Origin of the sequence: Candidatus Caldatribacterium saccharofermentans (assembly GCF_050267035.1) — a bacterium.
Lineage (GTDB): Bacteria > Atribacterota > Atribacteria > Atribacterales > Caldatribacteriaceae > Caldatribacterium > Caldatribacterium saccharofermentans.
Map to the genome: position 1 here is coordinate 2147750 of NZ_CP187957.1, position 19312 is coordinate 2167061.

At 54.4% G+C, this 19312-nt stretch carries 19 protein-coding genes; 13 read left to right on the forward strand and 6 right to left on the reverse strand.

Annotation, left to right across the window (positions count from 1 at the left end; genetic code table 11):
• The first annotated feature begins 8 nt into the window (after window positions 1–8).
• The 13 genes from ACPT9Q_RS10970 to ACPT9Q_RS11030 all read left to right on the forward strand — a co-directional run bounded on the left by ACPT9Q_RS10970 (window position 9) and on the right by ACPT9Q_RS11030 (window position 12834).
• Window positions 9–2099: a DNA translocase FtsK gene (locus tag ACPT9Q_RS10970; protein WP_017872588.1), complete on the forward strand. Its 2091-nt coding sequence runs from the start codon at window positions 9–11 to the stop codon at window positions 2097–2099.
• Window positions 2086–2832: a RodZ domain-containing protein gene (locus tag ACPT9Q_RS10975; RefSeq protein WP_427365869.1), complete on the forward strand. Its 747-nt coding sequence runs from the start codon at window positions 2086–2088 to the stop codon at window positions 2830–2832. The genes ACPT9Q_RS10970 and ACPT9Q_RS10975 overlap by 14 nt, the downstream gene beginning before the upstream one ends.
• A complete protein-coding gene (gene rimO / locus ACPT9Q_RS10980; protein WP_017872586.1) occupies window positions 2829–4160 on the forward strand; it encodes a 30S ribosomal protein S12 methylthiotransferase RimO in 1332 nt (443 codons plus the stop codon). The genes ACPT9Q_RS10975 and rimO overlap by 4 nt, the downstream gene beginning before the upstream one ends.
• Entirely contained in the window at window positions 4157–5404 is a 1248-nt protein-coding gene (locus tag ACPT9Q_RS10985; protein WP_017872585.1) for a CinA family nicotinamide mononucleotide deamidase-related protein, read from the forward strand. Before rimO ends, ACPT9Q_RS10985 begins: the two co-directional genes overlap by 4 nt.
• Window positions 5401–5964: an RNA 2',3'-cyclic phosphodiesterase gene (gene thpR, locus ACPT9Q_RS10990; RefSeq protein ID WP_017872584.1), complete on the forward strand. Its 564-nt coding sequence runs from the start codon at window positions 5401–5403 to the stop codon at window positions 5962–5964. The genes ACPT9Q_RS10985 and thpR overlap by 4 nt, the downstream gene beginning before the upstream one ends.
• Window positions 5965–5969: 5 nt before the next feature.
• On the forward strand, window positions 5970–7001 hold the full coding sequence (recA, locus tag ACPT9Q_RS10995; protein ID WP_017872583.1) for a recombinase RecA: 1032 nt from the start codon (window positions 5970–5972) through the stop codon (window positions 6999–7001).
• A complete protein-coding gene (locus ACPT9Q_RS11000) occupies window positions 6973–7440 on the forward strand; it encodes a regulatory protein RecX (RefSeq protein WP_427365870.1) in 468 nt (155 codons plus the stop codon). The genes recA and ACPT9Q_RS11000 overlap by 29 nt, the downstream gene beginning before the upstream one ends.
• A gap of 79 nt (window positions 7441–7519) precedes the next feature.
• On the forward strand, window positions 7520–9049 hold the full coding sequence (rny, locus tag ACPT9Q_RS11005) for a ribonuclease Y (RefSeq protein ID WP_038304453.1): 1530 nt from the start codon (window positions 7520–7522) through the stop codon (window positions 9047–9049).
• 17 nt (window positions 9050–9066) lie between these two features.
• Window positions 9067–9855, forward strand: a complete 789-nt coding sequence (locus ACPT9Q_RS11010; RefSeq protein ID WP_427365871.1) for a TIGR00282 family metallophosphoesterase — start codon at window positions 9067–9069, stop codon at window positions 9853–9855.
• A 59-nt stretch (window positions 9856–9914) separates the two neighbouring features.
• Entirely contained in the window at window positions 9915–10181 is a 267-nt protein-coding gene (locus tag ACPT9Q_RS11015) for a stage V sporulation protein S (protein WP_017872579.1), read from the forward strand.
• A 99-nt stretch (window positions 10182–10280) separates the two neighbouring features.
• The gene (gene miaB / locus ACPT9Q_RS11020) at window positions 10281–11624 is read left to right on the forward strand and encodes a tRNA (N6-isopentenyl adenosine(37)-C2)-methylthiotransferase MiaB (RefSeq protein ID WP_427365872.1); all 1344 of its coding nucleotides are present in this window, start codon (window positions 10281–10283) and stop codon (window positions 11622–11624) included.
• Window positions 11608–12543, forward strand: coding sequence for a tRNA (adenosine(37)-N6)-dimethylallyltransferase MiaA (miaA, locus tag ACPT9Q_RS11025; protein ID WP_427365873.1), 936 nt, complete (start codon window positions 11608–11610; stop codon window positions 12541–12543). The genes miaB and miaA overlap by 17 nt, the downstream gene beginning before the upstream one ends.
• Window positions 12544–12546: 3 nt before the next feature.
• On the forward strand, window positions 12547–12834 hold the full coding sequence (locus ACPT9Q_RS11030; RefSeq protein WP_017873243.1) for a DUF1844 domain-containing protein: 288 nt from the start codon (window positions 12547–12549) through the stop codon (window positions 12832–12834).
• A 36-nt stretch (window positions 12835–12870) separates the two neighbouring features.
• Here the strand turns inward: ACPT9Q_RS11030 and hflX are convergent, their stop codons facing one another.
• Genes hflX through ACPT9Q_RS11060 form a run of 6 tightly spaced genes read right to left on the reverse strand, consistent with a single transcriptional unit; the run spans window position 12871 to window position 19312 of the window.
• Window positions 12871–14130, reverse strand: a complete 1260-nt coding sequence (gene hflX / locus ACPT9Q_RS11035; RefSeq protein WP_427365874.1) for a GTPase HflX — start codon at window positions 14128–14130, stop codon at window positions 12871–12873.
• Window positions 14127–14801, reverse strand: coding sequence for a glycosyltransferase (locus ACPT9Q_RS11040; RefSeq protein ID WP_017873245.1), 675 nt, complete (start codon window positions 14799–14801; stop codon window positions 14127–14129). The genes hflX and ACPT9Q_RS11040 overlap by 4 nt, the downstream gene beginning before the upstream one ends.
• A gap of 2 nt (window positions 14802–14803) precedes the next feature.
• Complete coding sequence (gene proS / locus ACPT9Q_RS11045; RefSeq protein WP_017873246.1) at window positions 14804–16054, reverse strand: proline--tRNA ligase; 1251 nt, start codon at window positions 16052–16054, stop codon at window positions 14804–14806.
• Complete coding sequence (ispG, locus tag ACPT9Q_RS11050) at window positions 16051–17142, reverse strand: flavodoxin-dependent (E)-4-hydroxy-3-methylbut-2-enyl-diphosphate synthase (protein ID WP_427365875.1); 1092 nt, start codon at window positions 17140–17142, stop codon at window positions 16051–16053. Before ispG ends, proS begins: the two co-directional genes overlap by 4 nt.
• A complete protein-coding gene (gene rseP, locus ACPT9Q_RS11055; RefSeq protein WP_017873248.1) occupies window positions 17139–18188 on the reverse strand; it encodes an RIP metalloprotease RseP in 1050 nt (349 codons plus the stop codon). Before rseP ends, ispG begins: the two co-directional genes overlap by 4 nt.
• Window positions 18185–19312, reverse strand: a complete 1128-nt coding sequence (locus ACPT9Q_RS11060; RefSeq protein ID WP_017873249.1) for a hypothetical protein — start codon at window positions 19310–19312, stop codon at window positions 18185–18187. The genes rseP and ACPT9Q_RS11060 overlap by 4 nt, the downstream gene beginning before the upstream one ends.

Sequence of the window (19312 nt, forward strand, 5' to 3'; positions counted from 1 at the left end):
GAACGAGTGTGGGCATCGTGGAACCGAAGAAAAAGCTCTTCGTTCTTTCGATATTGACTCTAACGGCAGCATACCTCCTCCTCGCCCTCCTTTCCTCGGAAATGGGGGTAGTTGGGGATCTTCTCCGCCATCAAGCACTCCGGGCCTTTGGTCTTGGGGCTTATGTTTTGCCCTTTTTGCTGGGTTTTGTCGTCTATGAGCTGGCGGTGCTCCATCCTGCGAGGAAATACCGTTTTGTGGGGAGAATCACCGGTGTCTTTCTGTGGCTTTTTGTGTTCCTTGCCCTTTCTGAGCAGGAAGCTCTGCAGAGAGGTTTCTCTCTTCCTACGGGAGAAGTAGGAGGAGTAGTTGGCTTCTTCTTGCTGGGCTTTTTTCGGCGGTACTTCGGAGACCTGGGGACGGCATTACTCCTTTTCCTTGTGGCCCTTCTTGGCACCTATCTTTTGAGCGACGGAAAACTTTTGCGGAAGATTGCCACCTTTGTGCAATTTGCCAAAAGCAGGGGGAACGTGCAGGCTACTTCTTCAGCTCCTTCGAAGGAGCTGAAAGGTCCGCCACCTGTGAAGAAGGAGAACGTCGAGATAGTGGAAGCCTTTAGTCTCCCTAAGCTCCTTGAACATTCAGAGCCTGGTTCTTCTCCCCGGAGGAAACCGAAACCAAAGCTTTCCCAGGAGGAGAGAAAAGAATCTTCCTGGATTTTGCCTTCAGTGGAACTTCTCAACCCCCCTCCTCCAAAGCGATTCGAAAAGAGCCGTCGGGACATTGAGGAGGAGGTGATGAAGCTCGAGCAAACCCTTGCGGAATTCGGGGTGACGGGCAAGGTGGTGCATGTCCAGGTTGGCCCAACGGTTACCCGATACGAGTTCCAGCCTGCTCCGGGGATTAAAGTCAATAAGATTGTTGGGCTTTCGAACGACATTGCGCTGGCCTTTGCCGTAGCAGCAGTGCGCATTGAAGCCCCGATTCCAGGGAAAGCAGCTGTAGGCATTGAGGTTCCGAACCGCCACAAGGAAATCGTTGTCCTGCGGGAGCTCCTTGAACGGGGGGAGTTTACTGGTCATCCCTCCTCATTGCTCCTTGCTCTGGGGAAGGACGTGGGCGGGAAGCCAATCTTCTGGGACCTTCGGGATATGCCGCATCTGCTCATCGCCGGTGCTACAGGTTCAGGAAAAAGCGTCTGCATCAATGCTATTCTTGCCAGCCTTCTGTACCGGGCTGATCCGATGCGGCTTCGGATTGCCCTCATCGACCCAAAGAGGGTTGAGCTTTCGGTGTACGCTGGCTTGCCCCACCTCTGTGCCCCAGTCATTTCTGAGGTCCGTCTGGTCGTGCGGTTCCTCAAGTGGCTCTGCCGGGAGATGGATGCGAGGTACGAGCTTCTCTCAGAAGTTTCCTGCCGCAACATAGAGGAGTACAATAGCATCGTGGAAGGAAAAGAAAAGCTCCCCTACATCGTCGTAGTTATTGATGAGCTTGCTGACCTCATGATGACCGCGCCTGGGGATGTTGAGACCTATATCTGCCGGCTTGCCCAGATGGCAAGAGCTGTGGGTATCCACCTGGTTGTTGCAACCCAGAGACCCTCTGTGGACGTCATTACCGGGCTCATCAAGGCTAATTTTCCTTCCCGTCTGGCTTTCGCTGTCTCCTCGCAGGTAGATTCCCGAACCATCCTCGACGGCCCAGGGGCTGAAAAGCTCCTCGGGAATGGTGACATGCTCTTCGCCCCCATGGGGGTGGGTAAGCCTATCCGTGGTCAGGGAGCTTTTATCCGTACGGAGGAAACAAAGAGAATCGTGGAACACTGGGCGCGCCAGAAGGGGGACATTCCCTATCCTCTGGAGTTCGTTGCCCAGGAAGAGGAGGCCGCCATGGGGGGAGATGAAGATGATGACGAACTCTATGAGGAAGCCGTGAGGATCGTCCTTGAGACGGGAAAGGCTTCGACATCGCTGCTCCAAAGAAGGCTCCGCATTGGCTTCAACCGGGCAGCCCGGCTTATTGAGCGGATGGAGCGGGAAGGCATTGTCGGCCCGTACGAGGGAAGCAAGCCCCGCAGAGTTATTGCGAAGCGAGGGGAGAAAGGTGCAGGAATTTAACCGGGAAGTAGCAAAGCAACTTGGGGACTTGTTGCGGCGTGCTCGAGAGGAAAAGGACGTCCCTATTGAGAAGGTTGAAGCAGCCACGTTTATCTCTGAGCGTTTCCTCCGGGCCCTTGAGGAAGGGCGCTGGGAAGAACTTCCTGGAAAAGCCTATGCCCTGGGGTACACGAAGATTTACGCCCGTTTCCTCGGTCTTCGCCAGGAAGAAGTCGTTGACCTCTTCCTGGAAGCTTATGGAGAAGGGGAAAAGCGCAATCGCCCCAGAGAGACAAGAAGACCTGTCGAGGCACACTCTCTAAGGCCTCCTAGAAAGAGACGGAAAACCGTTCTCCTTGCCATCCTCTTTTCCCTTGTAGCGCTTTGCGGCGTGCTCATCGTGTTCTTCTTTGCTCCTTTTCATCCCTTCGTGACAGAGAATCCCGGGAAGAACGAGGAAGTCCTTCTCGCCGATGACCTTGCCTCACCCCTTCCTCCTGAAAGCCCCCCTCCATCCTTCCCCGTTGTTCTACGCCTTGTGGCAGAAAAGGTCACCTGGGTCGATATCACTTCCCTGGGGGTCACGATGTTTTCAGGAATTCTTGTCCCCGGGAAGACCTATGTGTTCCGGAGTGAGGGTCCTGTTGAGGTTTCCGGAGACGATGGGAGCGCCGTTCAGGTATGGTTGAACGGGGAGGAAAAAGGGTACCTTGCTGAGACCCCTGGGCCCTTCCACAAGACCTTCGTTCCATGAAGCGCATTGCTTTTGTCACTCTGGGTTGCGACAAAAACCTTGTGGATTCTGAAGTCGTCTTGGGGAAACTCCTCGTCCGCGGATACAATGCCGTGGTGCCTCCTGAGGAAGCTGAGTGGGTGTTCCTCAACACCTGTGCTTTCATCCGGCCCTCCTGTGAAGAGACCGAGGCGTGGATTCGGAGGCTCGTTCGCCTCAAGAAGAAGGACCCCCGAAAGAAAATCGTGGTCCTGGGGTGTTACGTAGAACGTTTTCGGGAAAGGGCTGCCTCCCAGTACCGGGACGTGGATTTCTGGGTTGGGGTACACGAAATCTTTCGCCTCCCGGATATCATCTCCTCTGGGAAGCGGGGGGTATTTCTGGGGTCTTCTCCCTCAATATATACCCACACCGACCCCCGAATCCTTTCCACACCACCCCATTATGCCTATCTGAAGATTGCTGAGGGGTGTCTCCACCGGTGTAGCTTCTGCCTCATTCCAGCCCTTCGTGGACCCCTTCGGAGCCGGCCCATTTCCTCTGTGGTCGAGGAAGCTCGTTTGCTGGAGAAATCAGGAGTTCGGGAGATTATCCTTGTTGCTCAGGACCTGACCTCTTATGGCCTTGACCTCTATCGCCAGAGAAGCCTGGGAAAGCTTCTCTGGGCTCTCGGTGAAGCTCTCCAAGAGGACACCTGGATCCGGTTGCTGTATCTCTCTCCTGAGGGGATCGATGATACCCTGATCGAGGCAGTTGCTTCCATTCCTCAGGTCGTCAAGTATTTGGATGTCCCTCTCCAGCACGTTGTGCCCGGTATTCTCCGGCGTATGCACCGTTTCTCCTCTTTTGAGGAGATCCGGAAGAGACTTGAGAAGATACGGGACTGCATCCCGGGGGTTGCCCTTCGAACGACCTTCATGGTGGGGTTCCCGGGAGAAGAAGAGGAACACTTTCTCCGCCTTCTTGATTTCGTTCGAGCTTTTCGTTTCGAGCGAATGGGAGCCTTCATGTACTCCGACGAGGAGGGTACGTTCTCCTTTACACTCGAGCCCAAAGTTCCTGAGGAAGTGAAGGAAAGGCGGTACGCTGCGCTCATGGAAGCACAGAGAGCCGTCATGGAAAGCGTGCACAGGACATACCATGGGATGACCCTTGAAGTTCTCCTTGACGAGGGGCCGCTGTGGAGTGAGCGGGGGCCGTTCTTTCTGGGGCGTACGGCCAAGGATGCTCCTGAGGTTGACTGTCGGGTTACGGTATGGGCTCGTGGGGGAAACCTCCGGCGGGGTCAAAGGGTTCCGGTGCGCATTACGGCGACTTCTGCCTACGAACTGGAGGGAGAGGTTCTGTGAACGCTGCAATCCTCTGTGTGGGGACGGAACTCGTCACCGGCATGGTGCGGGATGTCAACGCAAGTTTTCTTTCGCACAAGCTTCTGGGCAAGGGGATTTTCCCGAAGTGGATTCTCTTTGTTCCCGACAGCATGGAAGAAACCGTTTCTGGTTTTCGCTTTCTCCTGGAACAGGGGGTGGACTTCCTCTTTGTCTCGGGAGGCCTGGGACCCACGGTTGACGATTTCACCCGGGAAGCGGTTGCCCGAGCTCTGGGGAAGTCGCTCGTCTTCTGCGAAGAAGCCTGGGAAAGTATTCGCCAAGCGTTTTACCGGATTCGAGGTGTTGAACCACCGGAGAACAACCGGAAACAGGCTTTCTTTCCCGAGGGTGCCCGCTTCCTCCCCAATGGGGTGGGTACCGCTCCTGCTTTCATCCTTGAGGAGAGAGGAACCAGAATTTTTGTCCTTCCCGGTGTTCCAAGGGAGGTGGAGTTCTTCTGGGGTCTTCTGGAGCAAGAGATCCCCACGCTTCGGGGCGGGGTTTACCGCAGTGAGGTCCTGAAGTTCTGTGGTATCGGAGAATCACAGCTTGAGGAGAAGATGCTACCTCTGCTTTCCGGGCTTCCGCAGTCGCTCCGTTTTGCCTTTCTCCCCAACTACGGAGAGGTCTGGTTCTTCCTCTACGGCCAGGATGTTTCACTGGAGGACCAAAAAAGGGCAGAGGAAACCATTGCGGCGGTGAAGAGCGCCTTTATGCCGTATCTCTTTTCCCCCTTTGGTGAGACACTTGAAGAAGCAGTGGGGAAGTTACTCCTTGAGCGAGGATGGAGGGTAGCCCTGGCTGAGTCCTGCACAGGCGGCCTTGTGGGAAGCCGCATAACCGATGTTCCGGGAAGTTCACGTTATTTTGAGCGGGGGTACATTGTGTACAGCAATGAGGCAAAACTTACCGACATAGGGGTTCCTGGGGAAGTCCTCCGCCATTTTGGGGCAGTGAGCGAGGAGACGGCACGGTACCTTGCGGAGGGAGTGCGAAAAAAGACTGGGGTGGATATTGGTCTGGGCGTTACGGGCATTGCTGGTCCCGGGGGAGAAAGTCCAGAGAAACCGGTGGGCCTTGTGTACATTGCCGTGAGTGATGCATCGCGAACGGAGGTCCGAAAGTTCCAGTTTCGGGGTGACCGGCTAATGAACAAGCGTTTCTTCTCCCAGGCAGCGCTGACCATGCTTTTCATCTTCTTGCGAGAGAGGGATATCCGGTGAGAGAGAGCATCCGTGCTTTTGTGGCTTTTCCTCTCCCTGAGGAGGCAAAGGACGCCCTATGGCGCTTTGTGGAAAAGCAGAAGGGTACCTACCCCCAGGGGAAGTGGGTCAACAGAGACCATTTCCATCTCACCCTCGCGTTTTTTCCGGCACTGCCTTCTCCCTGTGTCGAGGACATTCGCGAGATTCTCGAGCACCTTGGCTGCACCTTCCCTTCGTACGGTGTAATTCTTGAGGAAATCGGGGTATTTCCCTCCTGGCAGAGGGCAAGGGTTCTCTGGGTAGGTCTTGACGGCAAGGGAAAGACGGTGACCATCCAGGTGGCGAGGACCCTGTTCCAGAAGCTCCGTGAGGCCTGTATTCCCTGGGACGAGGATAAAGACTTTGTTCCCCACGTGACCCTTGCCCGGTTTCGGTCGCCTCTTGCACTGCACGCCACAGCGTTTACAGGATGGTCACCGCTTCCGGTGGTTTTCAGAGAAATCGTGCTCTTTCAGAGCACCCTCACGCCTTCGGGTCCAGTGTACCACAAACTCGTACAGGTTCCTTTGAAGGGGTGATGTCTATGAACGAGGCGGGAAGGGACAATAGGGAAGAAATCATCAAGCAGGCCATGAGCATCATAGAGAAGAAGTACGGAAAAGGGGCTATCATGTTCCTTTCCCAGAATGTGCTTGCTGCTGACGTGGAGGTGATCAAGACTGGATCAATCCTCCTCAACATTGCTCTAGGGGTTGGGGGGTTTCCCAGAGGCCGGGTGGTGGAAATCTTCGGACCGGAGGCTTCAGGAAAAACCACCATCGCCCTCCATGCCATTGCTGAGGCTCAGAAGAAGGGTGGCATTGCAGCTTTTATCGACGCTGAGCACGCCCTTGACCCTGCTTATGCGAGCCGCATAGGGGTTCAGGTGGACAGGCTCCTTATCTCGCAGCCTTCAACGGCTGAGGAGGCTTTGGACATCGTGGATACCTTGGTGCGCAGCGGCAGCATCGACATTGTGGTCCTGGACTCTGTGGCAGCACTTGCCCCACGGATGGAACTTGAAGGAGGTATTGGAGAACCTACGGTTGGCCTCCAGGCAAGACTCATGTCCCAGGCCCTTCGCCGACTCACAGGGTATATCAGCAAGACGAAGACCGTGGCGATCTTTGTCAACCAGCTCCGCGAGAAGATTGGCACAAACTACGGCCCCTCTGAAACCACCCCGGGAGGAAGGGCGCTCAAGTTCTACGCTTCGGTCCGGCTCGATGTTCGCAAAAGAGACTACATACGGATCGGGGGAGGCGACCAGATCGTCGGAGCGTGGACAAGGGTGCGGGTGGTTAAGAACAAGCTTGCCGCTCCCTTCAAAGAAGCAGAACTTGAGCTCTTCTATGGAGAAGGTATATCGAGGGAGGGAGAAATCCTGGGCCTTGCTGAGGGAACGGGAGTGGTCAAGCGTTCGGGAAGCTGGTACACCTTTGGTGAGTACCGGCTGGGACAGGGACGGGAAGGAGTGCGCCAGTTCCTGAAAGAGAATCCCGAAATTGCCCAGAAGATTCTTTTGGCTTCCCTGGAGAAGATGGGAATTGATCCGAAAATTGCCCTTAACGATTGATGAAGCCATAAAACGGGCACTGCGAAAACTTGCTCGGAGGATGTGCACGTCCTGGGAAGTCCGGGAGGCTCTGCGACGCGAGGGGTTCCCTGATGCAGTTTTAGAAGAAACGATTGCCCTGCTTTCTGAGAAAGGGTACCTCGATGACCAGGCCTACGTAAGTACGTATGTCGAGGAGCGGCGCCAGAGAAACCCCAGAGGGTTCTTTGCACTGCGCCATGAGCTCAAGGAAAGAGGTATTCCCTCGCCGCTCCTTGCCGAACTCCGCAGCGTCTACCCTCTTGAGGCCGAGGTTGAAGACGTGGTGAGGTTGTTGTCCTTTTGGCAAGCCAGGGAGGAAGACCGTGAGCGGTTCTGGCGTCGTCTCAGGACCAGGGGGTTTGCGGAAGAGGCCATCGAGTGGGGATGGTCGCTCTTTTTCGGTTCTCACCGTCCTTGACTTGCCCTTCCGGGGCGATTAGAATATTTCCAAGGCTTGTTCCGCACATTGAAAAGTAAATAAGGGGTGAATCCAGCCTATGGGGCCGATATACATCTTTTTAGGAGCGGCAATAGGGTTCGTAGCAGGTATGTTCCTCGTGAACTTCCAGCTTAAGAGACGAAGGGAGAGCGTGGAGCTTCAGGTTCGGGGAATGCTTGAGGAGGCTGCCCGTCAGGCAGAGAACCTGAAGAAGGAAGCGCTCCTTTCGGCAAAAGAAGAAGTCCTCCGGGAAAAACAGGCGCTTGAAGAAGAGATTCAGCGGAAGCGGAAAGAACTGCAGAACCTCGAGGGCCGTCTTCTTCGACGGGAGGAGATGCTGGAGCGCCGGATGGAGCAACTTGAGAGATCGGAGAACGCTCTCCGGAAGGCTCAGGAAGCCCTTGAGCGGGAAAGACAAGAAGTCGAAGCCTTGAAGGCGAGAGAGATCCAAGAGCTTTCTCGTATTGCGGGGCTCTCTGTGGAAGAGGCGCAACGAGAACTTCTGGAACGTGTGGAGAAAACCTTAGAGTATGAGGTGGGTTTAAAAATAAAGGAGGCTGAAGAACGGGCGAAGAAAGAAGCAGAAAGGATTGCTCGAGATATTGTGGGTCAGGCTATCCAGCGCTACGCTGCAGACTTTACGGTAGAGAGTACGGTATCCGTGGTAGCACTTCCCAACGACGAGATGAAGGGGCGCATCATTGGCCGCGAGGGAAGGAACATCCGGACCTTTGAGATGATGACCGGGGTCGACCTGATTATTGACGATACGCCAGAAGCCGTCATTATCTCATGCTTTGACCCCATACGACGGGAGGTTGCTCGCATCGCCCTTGAAAAGCTCATCATGGATGGTCGTATTCATCCTGCTCGTATCGAGGAGCTCATCGAAAAGGCCAAAGCCCAGGTTGAGGAGAAGATCCTCCAGGAGGGAGAACAGGCCCTCTTTGATACCGGCATCAAGAACATGAACCCGGAGCTCGTGAAGCTCCTGGGGAAGCTCTACTTCCGTACGAGTTACGGGCAGAATGTTCTGCAACACGCCAAGGAAGTAGCGTACTTCGCCGGCATGATGGCAGCAGAACTCGGGGCCAACGTGCAAGTGGCAAAGCGAGCAGGACTTCTGCATGATATCGGCAAAGCCCTGGACCACGAAGTCGAAGGACCCCACGCAAAGATTGGAGCAGAGCTCCTCGGAAGGTATGGAGAGAAGTGGGAAGTTATCCATGCCGTTGAAGCGCACCACGGCGATGTCGAACCTCAGACCCTTGAGGCTGTGCTTGTGCAGGCAGCAGATGCCATCTCGGCATCGCGTCCTGGAGCACGAAGAGAGAGCCTTGAGGCGTACATCAAGCGCCTGGAGCGTCTGGAAAAGATCGCAGATTCCTTCGAAGGCGTGGAAAAGGCCTATGCCATTCAGGCAGGTCGCGAGGTTCGCATTATCGTGAAGCCAGACCGGATTGACGACGCTGGTGCGGCAAAACTCGCTCGAGACGTGGTGAAGCGAATCGAGAAAGAGCTGGAGTACCCGGGACAGATTAAGGTGACGGTTATTCGGGAAACCCGGGCTGTTGAATACGCCAAGTAGTGGAGGAGGATGAGTACTTGAGATTCCTCATCGTAGGGGACGTGGTAGGGAAACCAGGGCGACGGGTGCTTCGAGAGAAGCTCTCGTCGCTTCGGGAGGAACTACAGGTTGACGCTGTCATCGTCAATGGCGAGAATGCTGCAGGAGGCTTGGGGATAACACCGGAGGTCTGTGAGGAAATTCTGGGGTACGGGGTGGATGTGATCACCACGGGTAACCATATCTGGGACAAGAAGGAAATTGTTTCTTATATCGAGCATCAGCCCCGTCTCCTCCGTCCCCTGAATTACCCCGATGGTGTTCCAGGGAGGGGATCGCTTATCTTAGAAAAGGGGGGGAAGGTTTGGGCAGTTGTGAACCTCAGTGGTCGTGTGTTCATGCCTCCTTTGGATTGCCCCTTTCGCAGGATGGAAGAGGAGCTCAAATATCTCCATGAGGAGACGCGGCTTATCCTTGTGGACTTCCACGCTGAAGCCTCGTCGGAAAAAATAGCGATGGGGTGGTTTTTGGATGGAAAGGTCTCGTGTGTGTTTGGAACCCATACCCATGTGGCCACGGCCGATGAACGTATCCTACCCCAGGGAACGGCGTACATCACCGACATTGGTATGACAGGTGCTCACGATTCGGTCATCGGGATTGAGATAGCAGACATCGTTGGAAGGTTCCTCACACAAATGCCAGTGAAGTACCGAGTGGCTAAGGAAAACGTGAAGCTCAATGGCATTGTCGTGGAGGTGGATGACACTACAGGAAAAGCGCAGAAGATTTTCCGTCTTTCTGTACCCCTTGCGGAGCACGTTTGAGTACTTGATGTGGAAGGAGAAACGAAATCTTTCATCTTGTGGACAAGGGGGAATCGACGATGGACGTTCTCAAGGTATCCTCAAAGTCCAATCCTAATGCGGTTGCCGGTGCCTTGGCAGGTGCAATCCGGGAAAAGGGTGTGGCAGAAATACAGGCCATAGGGGCAGGGGCAGTGAATCAAGCGATTAAGGCTATTGCCATTGCCCGAGGATACGTTGCTCCAAGTGGTATTGATCTTGTGTGCATTCCTGCCTTTACCGACGTGACCATCGATGGGGAAGAACGGACGGCAATCAAGCTTATTGTCAAGCCCCGAAACGATTAAGAAAGAGAAAGCCTGCTCGAGAAGAGCAGGCTTTCTCTTTCTGCCTATTCCCGAGGAATAGGCGGGTTTCCTTTTTGTTTTTCTCTTCTGGGGAAAGCAATGGAGGATAGGCTTTCTGTTGCGGTGGTAACCTTTGGCTGCCAGATGAATAAAAGCCGTTCTGAGCACCTCCTCCACCTCTTCCTTCAGGATGGTTTCTCTGAAGCCCAGGAAGAGGAGGAGGCAGACGTGCTCGTTTTCAACACCTGCGCTGTCCGGGAACATGCTGTGACAAGGGCTGTTGGGGTTATTGCCCATCTCTATCACGCTGCGCTGCAGAGAAGAGGAAAGCCCCCTTGCGTCGTTCTCTGCGGGTGTATGAGCGAGCTCTTGCGGGAGGAACTTCTTGTTCGCCTCCCGTATGTGAGGGTTCTCACCGGAACCCACAACATTGATGAACTCCCTTCCCTTGTTCGGGAGGCCTGCAACACGGGGGAACGGAAGGTTGTCTTCTCACCTCCCTCGCCGCACTTCACCGAGAGGGGATACCGGCGGAAAGGAAGGGTTTCCACTTACCTCCCGATTGCTTTCGGGTGCAATAATTTCTGTAGCTACTGTGTCGTGCCATATACGACTGGCCCTCAGCGGAGCAAGCCCCACGATGTGATTCTTGAGGAGCTTGAGGAAGTCGTTCGCGAGGGCTTTCGGGAAATCATTCTCCTGGGGCAGAACGTCAATAGCTACGGCAAGGACCTTGGGAATCCCCAGGCTTTCGAGAGCCTTCTTGAAGATATCGAACGTCGTTTCGGAGGAGAGAAAATCTGGGTTCGCTTCATCACCTCTCACCCCCGGGATATGCGAAGGGAAATCGTGGAAATTGTGCGGGGAAGCCGCATACTCTGCCCGTACTTCCACCTTCCTCTCCAGGCCGGTTCAGACAGAATCCTTGCCCTCATGAACCGGGGATACACCCAGAAGGAGTATCTGCGAATAGCCTCCTTCATTCGTGAACGTATTCCCGAGGCAGCCATTGGCACGGACATCATCGTGGGGTTCCCCACAGAAAGCGAGGACGATTTTGCTGAAACCCTCAGGGTTGTTCGGGAGGTGCAATTTGAGATCGCCTATACCTATGCGTATTCTCCTCGCCCCCGCACAAAAGCTGCACAGCTCAAAGACGATGTTCCCCAGGAAGTGAAAAAAGAACGGCTGCGAGTGCTGAATGACAGGCTACGGGAGGCTTATCTTCACCGCCTCCGTGTCCACGAGGGAAGGGTGACGGAGGTTCTGCTCCTTGAAGAAGATGGAGAACTCATAGCCCGGACTCGGGAGAACCTGAGGGTTTTCTTGGAGGGTGGAGAAAACCTCCGGGCGGGGAGCTTCCTGGAGGTTCGTCTTGCCAGGAATTCCCAGGGGAAGTGCATCGGTATTCCTGTATTGTGTCGGGATGACGGAAAAAACTAAACCTGTCCTCTGCATCCTTGGCCCCACATCAAGCGGAAAGACGGCGCTTTCAATAGGCCTTGCTGAGCGTTTCCAGAACGTGGAGATCGTTTCTGCCGATTCCCTGGCGGTGTACAGGTACCTCGACATCGGAACGGCAAAGCCTCCTCTTGAGGTCAGGCAACGCATTCCCCATCATCTCATCGATTTTCTGGATCCCCGGGAACGGTGGAGCGCTTACGAATTCCGCAGAGAAGCCCTTCGTTTGTTCCGCGAGATTTCCCTGCGAGGGTGTCTTCCGGTGGTTGTGGGCGGTACGGCGTTCTATCTGAACACGCTTTTTCACGGTATTCCAGGATGGGGAGCACCGCAGGATCGTAACCTTCGCCGGGTCCTTGAGCGAATACCGACGGAAAAACTCTACGCGCTCCTTGTAAGCGTTGATCCCCATCGAGCCAGAAAGATAGGAAAGAAGGACCGAAAACGGCTCATCCGCGCTCTTGAGATTTTCCTGCTCACATTGAGGATGCCTTCGGAAAAGAGAACACCCTCCCAAAGGCCCTGGACTTCTCAGTACCTCCTTGTCGGGATTTCCTGGAGCAAAGAAAAGCTCAGGGAGCGAATCAGAGAACGGGTGGAGGAGATGTTCCGCCAGGGTATTGTCGAGGAAGTTCAGCGCCTTTTCGAGCGGGGATATCGCCCGCCGATTCCAGCGCTTGAGAACTTCACTTATCGTCCTGTTGTTGATTTTCTCGAAGGTCGATGTTCCCTTGCCACCGCAAAGGAAGAGATTGTTCGGGGAACTCTGACGTTTGTGAAAAGGCAGATGAACTGGTTCCGGAAAATGCCCATCACCTGGTTTTCTCCTGAGGATGGAAATCTCCTGAAGCTTGCAGAAGAAGTATATCATTTTGTCAGGGTCCATCTTGAGGGGGGATAGGCCATGGAAGAGAAGACTGCACAACCTGGGAAAATCAAAGATCTCGGTTACTACTTCCTGAACCTCCTTTCAGCCAAGGCCTGGCAGTATCTCGGGCTCATGGTGCATCCCGAGAACGGGCAGATCCTTGTGGACCTTGAGGAGGCGCGAAAAGCCATCGATCTTTTTTCTGTTATCCTTGAGGCCATGAAGCGGGATCTTGAGGCAGAGGAGATTCGGGAACTTGAATTCCACCTTTCCAATCTTCAGCTGAACTTTGTGGAGAAAATGCGGCAGCTTGCTCAGGAGTAATGATTTAACATAATATACATTATGGGAAGTTAAGAGCTACCGGGAAACCACAAGCGTGTGGAGCCTGGCGAGGAATTCGCGCTGAACAACACAGTCCAGGGCAATTCCCCCGTTCTCCAGGGGTTCGAAGTGCCGGATGTACCCCCGGAAAGACAGTCGCTGCCGCACAAGGGGAAGTTGCTCTGGGGCAACCTCCAGGTGAACCTCCGCAACTTTTGGCTGGAGCGCTTGAGCAATTGCCTCGAGAAGACGGTCAAGACCAATTTTTTTCTTTGCAGAGACAAACACATAAGGATGTGCGGTTCGCATGTCGTACTCAAGCAACGGGAGCTCTTCAAGAAGGTCGACCTTGTTCAAGACGAGAATCTTTGGAAGATTTTCGGCGCCAATCTCCCGGAGGGTCTCGCTGACCACCCGAAAGTGATTGACATAATCAGGGTCTGCAACATCAATAACTTCGAGGATCACATCCGCTTCCTTTACCTCTTCCAGGGTGCTTCGGAAGGCATCCTTAAGGGTTTCCGGCATTTCCCGGATGAACCCTACCGTATCGATAAGGATAACGTCTCCGATACCGGGAACAAAGAGCCTCCTCGATGTGGGGTCAAGGGTGGCAAACATCCGTGCCTCGGCATAGACCCTGGAACCGGTGAGGGCGTTCATGAGCGTGGATTTCCCGGCATTGGTGTATCCCACAATGGCCACCTGAAGTGCTCCCAACTTCCTTCGAAGGCTTTTCTGTGTGAAAGTCTGCTGCTCAGTTCTCCTCAATTCCCGGGTCAGGAAGGCAATACGATCCTTAATTTTCCTCCGCTCCACCTCGATTTTCTGTTCCCCTGGACCCCTTGTCCCGATGCCACCCCCGGTTCGGGAAAGCTCCGTTCCTTTCCCCGTGAGGCGGCTCAGTTCATAACGAAGGCGAGCGAGTTCTACCTTGATTTTCCCCTGAGCTGTTCTGGCTCGCTGGGCGAAGATTTCATGGATTACTGCCTGCTTGGTGCATACCGGAATCCCCCATACCTCCTCGAGATTCCGCTGCTGGGAAGGGGTAATCTCAACGTTGATGAGAACAAAGTCTGGAGCATGAGCCGCGACGAGTTCCCGAATCTCTTCCACTTTGCCCTTGCTGAGGTAATACCGGGGAAAGGGGGTTCGTACCCTGCATGGGACAACAAGAGCAATGCTTCGACCCGCACTCCTTGCAATCTCTATCGTTTCCTCCACAAGGGACTCAGAAGACTCTGAGAAAGGAGGACGCTCTACGAACACAAGGATTCCGGAACGGTTGTCCTTCATCTTCTGTCTCCGTCAACCCTCCGGTAGAGGTTCTTGAAGATTTCCCAGTACATTTTCATTCGTTCCCGCAGGCCCCGAACAAGCCCAAGCTTCTCCTCCTTCATCACATGGGTGAGTCCCGGAAGCTTTACCAGCTTCACCCGGACACCATTCCTCCGAACATACCTGTTGATGGCCACCTCAACCCCGTAACGGGTGACTTCCATATCCGGGATATTCTGCAGGATGTCCGTGCGAATGGCCCTCTGCCCGGACAGGAAGGGAGCAATCTTCTGCGCAAGGTCTGTGGCCAGTCTCCCCTCCTCAAAGACTCCAATGGCCACATCGGCCTCCCCCCGGAGCACCGGTTCAACGAGGGACTCAATGTGCTTTGGGTTCAGTCCAATGAGGTCGGCATCAAGGAGGAGCACCACGTGACAGCGGATGTACTCGAGTCCGCGGTACAGAGCTCCACCCTTTCCGACATTATGTAAAAGTTCGACAACCTCCGCCCCTTTGCTGCGGGCAATCTCCACAGTTCGGTCTGTGGATCCATCGCTGACCACCACAATCTGGTCAATCAGGGGACTTTCCCGGAGCACGTCAAGAATAGGGCCAATGGTCTTCTCCTCATTGTACGCAGCGATAATGGCTGTGGTTTTCATGCTTTTCGAGGTTTCTTTCTCCTCCATCGCTACCCCAGAAGCTCCTTTCGAATCTTTTCAAGGAGCTCACACACGTCGTCCTTCTGGACCTCAAAGCGCTCATGAGTTTTGCGAAGCTTGACCTCAACCCTTCCGTTCCGTTCCATCCTCTCCCCCACAATAATGTGAAGCGGAAAACCAATGAGGTCTGCCTCGGTGAACTTGTACCCCGCGCTTTCTTCCCGGTCGTCAATGACAACCTCAAAGCCAGACTGGCGCAGCTTTCCATAGAGTTCTTCGGCTGCCTGGCGATGCCCTTCCTTTTTCATGTTGACTGGAATGACCACGACCTCATAGGGCGCAAGAGAGATCGGCCAGCAGATGCCTTTCTCGTCGTGGTTGGCCTCAATGGCTGCTGCCATGGTCCGCCCAATCCCTATTCCATAGCAACCCATGACCAGAGGTTTTTCTTTCCCATCCCGGTCAACGAAATAGGCCTTCATGGGTTCGCTGTACTTTGTTCCCAGCTGGAAAATGTGACCGACTTCAATACCCCGCTTCTCCTCTAAAAAACCTCCACACTGGGGGCACAGGGCTTCCTCGACCGTAGTGGCACTGTTGCAGCTTGGGCAAACGAAGACCTTCTCCTCCCCGGATTCTGCGAGGATGAGAAATTCGTGAGAAACGTCTCCTCCAATCACCCCGCTTTCCGCCGGAACGGCAATATACCGGAGCCCGCAGCGGCTGAAAACGCGGCAGTACGCTTCGTACATTTTCTGATAGCTCACCCGTAGCCCTTCCACATCTCGATCGAAGCTGTAGAGGTCTTTCATGATGAACTCCCGTGCCCGCATGATGCCAAAGCGCGGGCGGATTTCGTCCCGGAACTTCGTTTGAATCTGGTACAGCATGAGGGGAAGCTGACGGTACGAGCGGATTTCCCTCCGGGCAAGATCGGTGATGACCTCTTCGTGGGTGGGACCAAGGCAAAAGTCTCTTCCTCTCCGGTCCTGGAAGCGAACAAGCTCCGGCCCATACAAATCCCAGCGACCGGTCTCTTTCCAGAGCTCTGCGGGCTGCATGGCAGGCATGAGGAGCTCCTGACCCCCTGCCCGGTTCATTTCTTCCCGGACGATGCGGATGATTTTCTCCAGTGTTCGCCACCCCAGGGGCAGAAAAGTGTACACTCCGGCTGAGAGCTGGCGGATGAAACCCCCTCGGAGCATCAGGCGATGACTCGCAACCTCTGCTTCCTGGGGGTCTTCTTTCATAGTTGGAGCAAAGAGCAAGGACATCCTCACCGACTTCTCTCCTCCCCTTTCTGAATTGCTTTCCCGACAAGATCAATGAGCTTCTCCAAGGCCTCTTCCTGTGGTACCACAGCAGTCACCGTACCCCGGACAAAGAGCGCTGCTTTCCCACCTGAACTCAAGGCAAGACCAAAATCAGCTTCTCTGGCTTCTCCTGGACCGTTCACTTCACACCCCATAATGGCCACTTTAAGCGGTGTCTTTCTGGCGACCTTCTCCAAGGGCGCAATGGCCCTTCGAAACTTCTGGACACATAATACCACATTTCCCCTAACCCGGGCACAGGTCGGGCAAGAGATAACGGTCACACCCCGCGACCGTATGTTGAGGGCTTCAAGGATTTCCCATCCCACTTTCACTTCAAGAACAGGGTTTTGTGACGTCAGGGACACCCGGAGGGTATCTCCGATACCCTCGGCAAGGAGCACCCCCAGCGCCACGGAAGATTTCACAATACCCTCAAGCCCACCCCCCGCTTCGGTCAGTCCAATGTGCAGTGGATATGGAAAGGTCTTGCTCAACCTCCGGTACACCTCTATGGTTTCCTCGATATCGGGGGACTTTGCCGAGAGGATCAGGCGGCGCATGTTTTTCTTCTCTGCTAACTCCACGCACAGACCAACACTCTCAACCAGTGCTTCGTTTCTTTTCTTCCCGCGCAGAGACGGGGGAAGAGAACCCGTGTTTGCCCCGATGCGAAGTGTAACCCCCCGGTCCCGGGCAAAGTCGATCAAGGATTCCAAAAGACCGACGTCACGGGCGGTGCCAGGATTGATGCGGATTGCGTCAACCCCAGCCTCAATGGCCTGGAAGGCAAGCTGGAGTGTGAAATGGATGTCCGCCACAAGAGGGAGGTCTCTACGTCGTTTTTTGATCTCTCGAAGACCCGAAACACCACGCTCATCGAAAACAGCAACCCGGAAAATCTCGCAACCCTGGGAGAAGGCTTCCTCAATCTCCTGCAGACAGCTCACCCACTCCCCCGGGGGCCTTCTTCCCATGGCTTCTACCCATACAGGGGAATCTCCTCCAACTGTCAGGGAACCGAGAGGAACTTCCTGAGTTCTCCGCCGCTTCATTTTCTCGTTACGATTCTAAGAACATCCTGGTAAGTGACGAAGATGGAAAGAAGAAAGATAAAGACGATACCAATGAGATATATTATACCTTTCTTTTCTTCCTCAAGGGGTCGACCCCTCACTTTCTCATAGAGGAAAATGAGCAAGTGGCCTCCATCAAGAACCGGGATGGGAAAGAGGTTGAAGAGGGCTAGGAAAACGCTAATTACCGCTGCAAAGGCCAGGAGGTTCACAAAACCAAAAGCCGCTGCCTGTCCTGCCATTTGCGCTATGCCCAGGGGTCCGGTGACCTCGAGAGGGAATTTCCCTGTAATAGTGTACAGAACCCCAAGAAGGCTCAGCACAAACCATTCAAGCACTGTTATGGTGCTTTTTGCCACTGTCACCAGAGGGTGGTATCTCCTGCTCTCTCCACCGAACACCACCCGGATAAGAGCTCGTTGCTCCTCCGGACTCCATTCAGGAACCACAGGAATCTCCACGATGCTCCCTTTTCGTTCCAGGGTGAGGACTACGGTCTTCCCCGGGCTTGTGGAAATGGTCTGGGTGACCTCTTCTATACGTTCCACCGGTCTTCCATTCACCGCGATAAGGACGTCCCCTTTCTGGATGCCACTCTTTTCGGCGGGGCCGCCGGGCATCACCTCAAGAACCGCAATTCGCCCTGTGGGAATGCCCGAAATGCTGAAGACGATGAAGAGGAGAAACACCGAAAGGATAAGGTTCATCAGGGGACCGGCAAGGACGACGAGGCTTCTCTGCCAGAGGGGTTTCGCATCGAAGCGCTCCGAAGAGGGGACAGAGAATTCTCCTGGACCCTCGATGAGGTTGCCTTCCATCCCCGCCATACGGACGTATCCTCCAAGGGGGAGCATCCGGATGGAAAACTCTACACCCTCCCACATCCAGGAGACGATTTTCGGCCCATATCCCAGGGCAAAGTGCAGGACCCTGATCCCGAAACGGCGGGCCATGAGGAAGTGGCCGCACTCATGGGCAAGAACAAGGAGGCTCAGGACAAAAATAAAGGCAAAAACAGTGATCACTGCAGGACGCTCCTTCGACGAATTAGTGCTTCAGCTTTAGAGAATCCCAACTGGAAGAGGCGCTGGATCTCATGGACACTCTGGGGAGGAGACACGTCCTGGTCAAGAACCTGCTCTAGAATTACGGGAATGTCTTCAAAGGAAATATTCCGCGTCAGGAAATGATGTACACACGCCTCATCAGCACCGCAAAAAAGCGTGGGGTAGCCCCGACCCCTGGAAAGGGCGTACAGTGCCAGGTAAAAACCCTGGAATCTCTGGGGGACTGGATAATCAAAATGCAGGGCACGGAATTCCGTGAAGCGAAGACGCTGGAAAGGGTGTTCGAGTCTTCTCGGAGAGATGGCATTTTGGATGACAAGGCGCATGTCAGGAGGGGCAAAAACTCCAAAGACAAAACCATCCTTCATCTCTATCAAAGCGTGGACCACGCTTTCGCGCTGGATGAGCACGTCGATTTTCTCCTGGGGAATATCGAAAAGGAAAAAGGCCTCCATCACCTCAAGGCCCTTGTTCACCAGGTTCGCAGAGTCTACGGTGATTTTGGCTCCCATCTTCCAGTTTGGGTGGGCCAGGGCCATCTCGGGGGTAATGTCGGCAAAGGACCCCTGCCATTCGTAGAAGGGTCCTCCGGAAGCAGTAATGTACACTTTGGCAATCTCTTCCCTGGGGAGTAACTGGAGCATCTGCCAGAGGGCATTGTGCTCGCTATCCAGAGGAATGAGATGGGGATACCGCAAAAGCAACCCACTGCCCTCCAAGTCCCCTGCAAGAATCAGGAGCTCCTTACTTCCCACCCAGATGGTTTTTCCTGTTCGCAAAAGCTTAAGAAAGGTCTCGAAAAAGGCGATACCACTTGCGGCGAAGAAAACTCCTTCTACTTCATCAGAAAGAAGGACTGTTTCAAGCTCCTTGCCGCGAGTAAGGGCGTGAAAGGGGATGGAGAGTCCTTCAAGGTGGGGACTGTAAACGTACTGGGGACGGAAAGAAGCTGCCTGGTTGAGGAGTTTTGGAACATTGCGGAAACCTCCAAGGAGCACAACCTCAAAGTCATGGTGCATACTGAGAACCTCAAGAATCTGTTCCCCAAGAAAGCCTGTAGATCCAAGGAGTGCAACGCGCAT

Bases quoted from the DNA above. Each gene is read 5' to 3' on its own strand.
- rimO (WP_017872586.1), top strand. From the start codon at position 2,829: ATGAAGCGCATTGCTTTTGTCACTCTGGGTTGCGACAAAAACCTTGTG.
- recA (WP_017872583.1), top strand. From the start codon at position 5,970: ATGAACGAGGCGGGAAGGGACAATAGGGAAGAAATCATCAAGCAGGCC.
- rny (WP_038304453.1), top strand. From the start codon at position 7,520: ATGGGGCCGATATACATCTTTTTAGGAGCGGCAATAGGGTTCGTAGCA.
- ACPT9Q_RS11015 (WP_017872579.1), top strand. From the start codon at position 9,915: ATGGACGTTCTCAAGGTATCCTCAAAGTCCAATCCTAATGCGGTTGCC.
- miaB (WP_427365872.1), top strand. From the start codon at position 10,281: ATGGAGGATAGGCTTTCTGTTGCGGTGGTAACCTTTGGCTGCCAGATG.
- miaA (WP_427365873.1), top strand. From the start codon at position 11,608: ATGACGGAAAAAACTAAACCTGTCCTCTGCATCCTTGGCCCCACATCA.
- ACPT9Q_RS11030 (WP_017873243.1), top strand. From the start codon at position 12,547: ATGGAAGAGAAGACTGCACAACCTGGGAAAATCAAAGATCTCGGTTAC.
- hflX (WP_427365874.1), bottom strand. From the start codon at position 14,130: ATGAAGGACAACCGTTCCGGAATCCTTGTGTTCGTAGAGCGTCCTCCT.
- ACPT9Q_RS11040 (WP_017873245.1), bottom strand. From the start codon at position 14,801: ATGGAGGAGAAAGAAACCTCGAAAAGCATGAAAACCACAGCCATTATC.
- ispG (WP_427365875.1), bottom strand. From the start codon at position 17,142: ATGAAGCGGCGGAGAACTCAGGAAGTTCCTCTCGGTTCCCTGACAGTT.
- ACPT9Q_RS11060 (WP_017873249.1), bottom strand. From the start codon at position 19,312: ATGCGCGTTGCACTCCTTGGATCTACAGGCTTTCTTGGGGAACAGATT.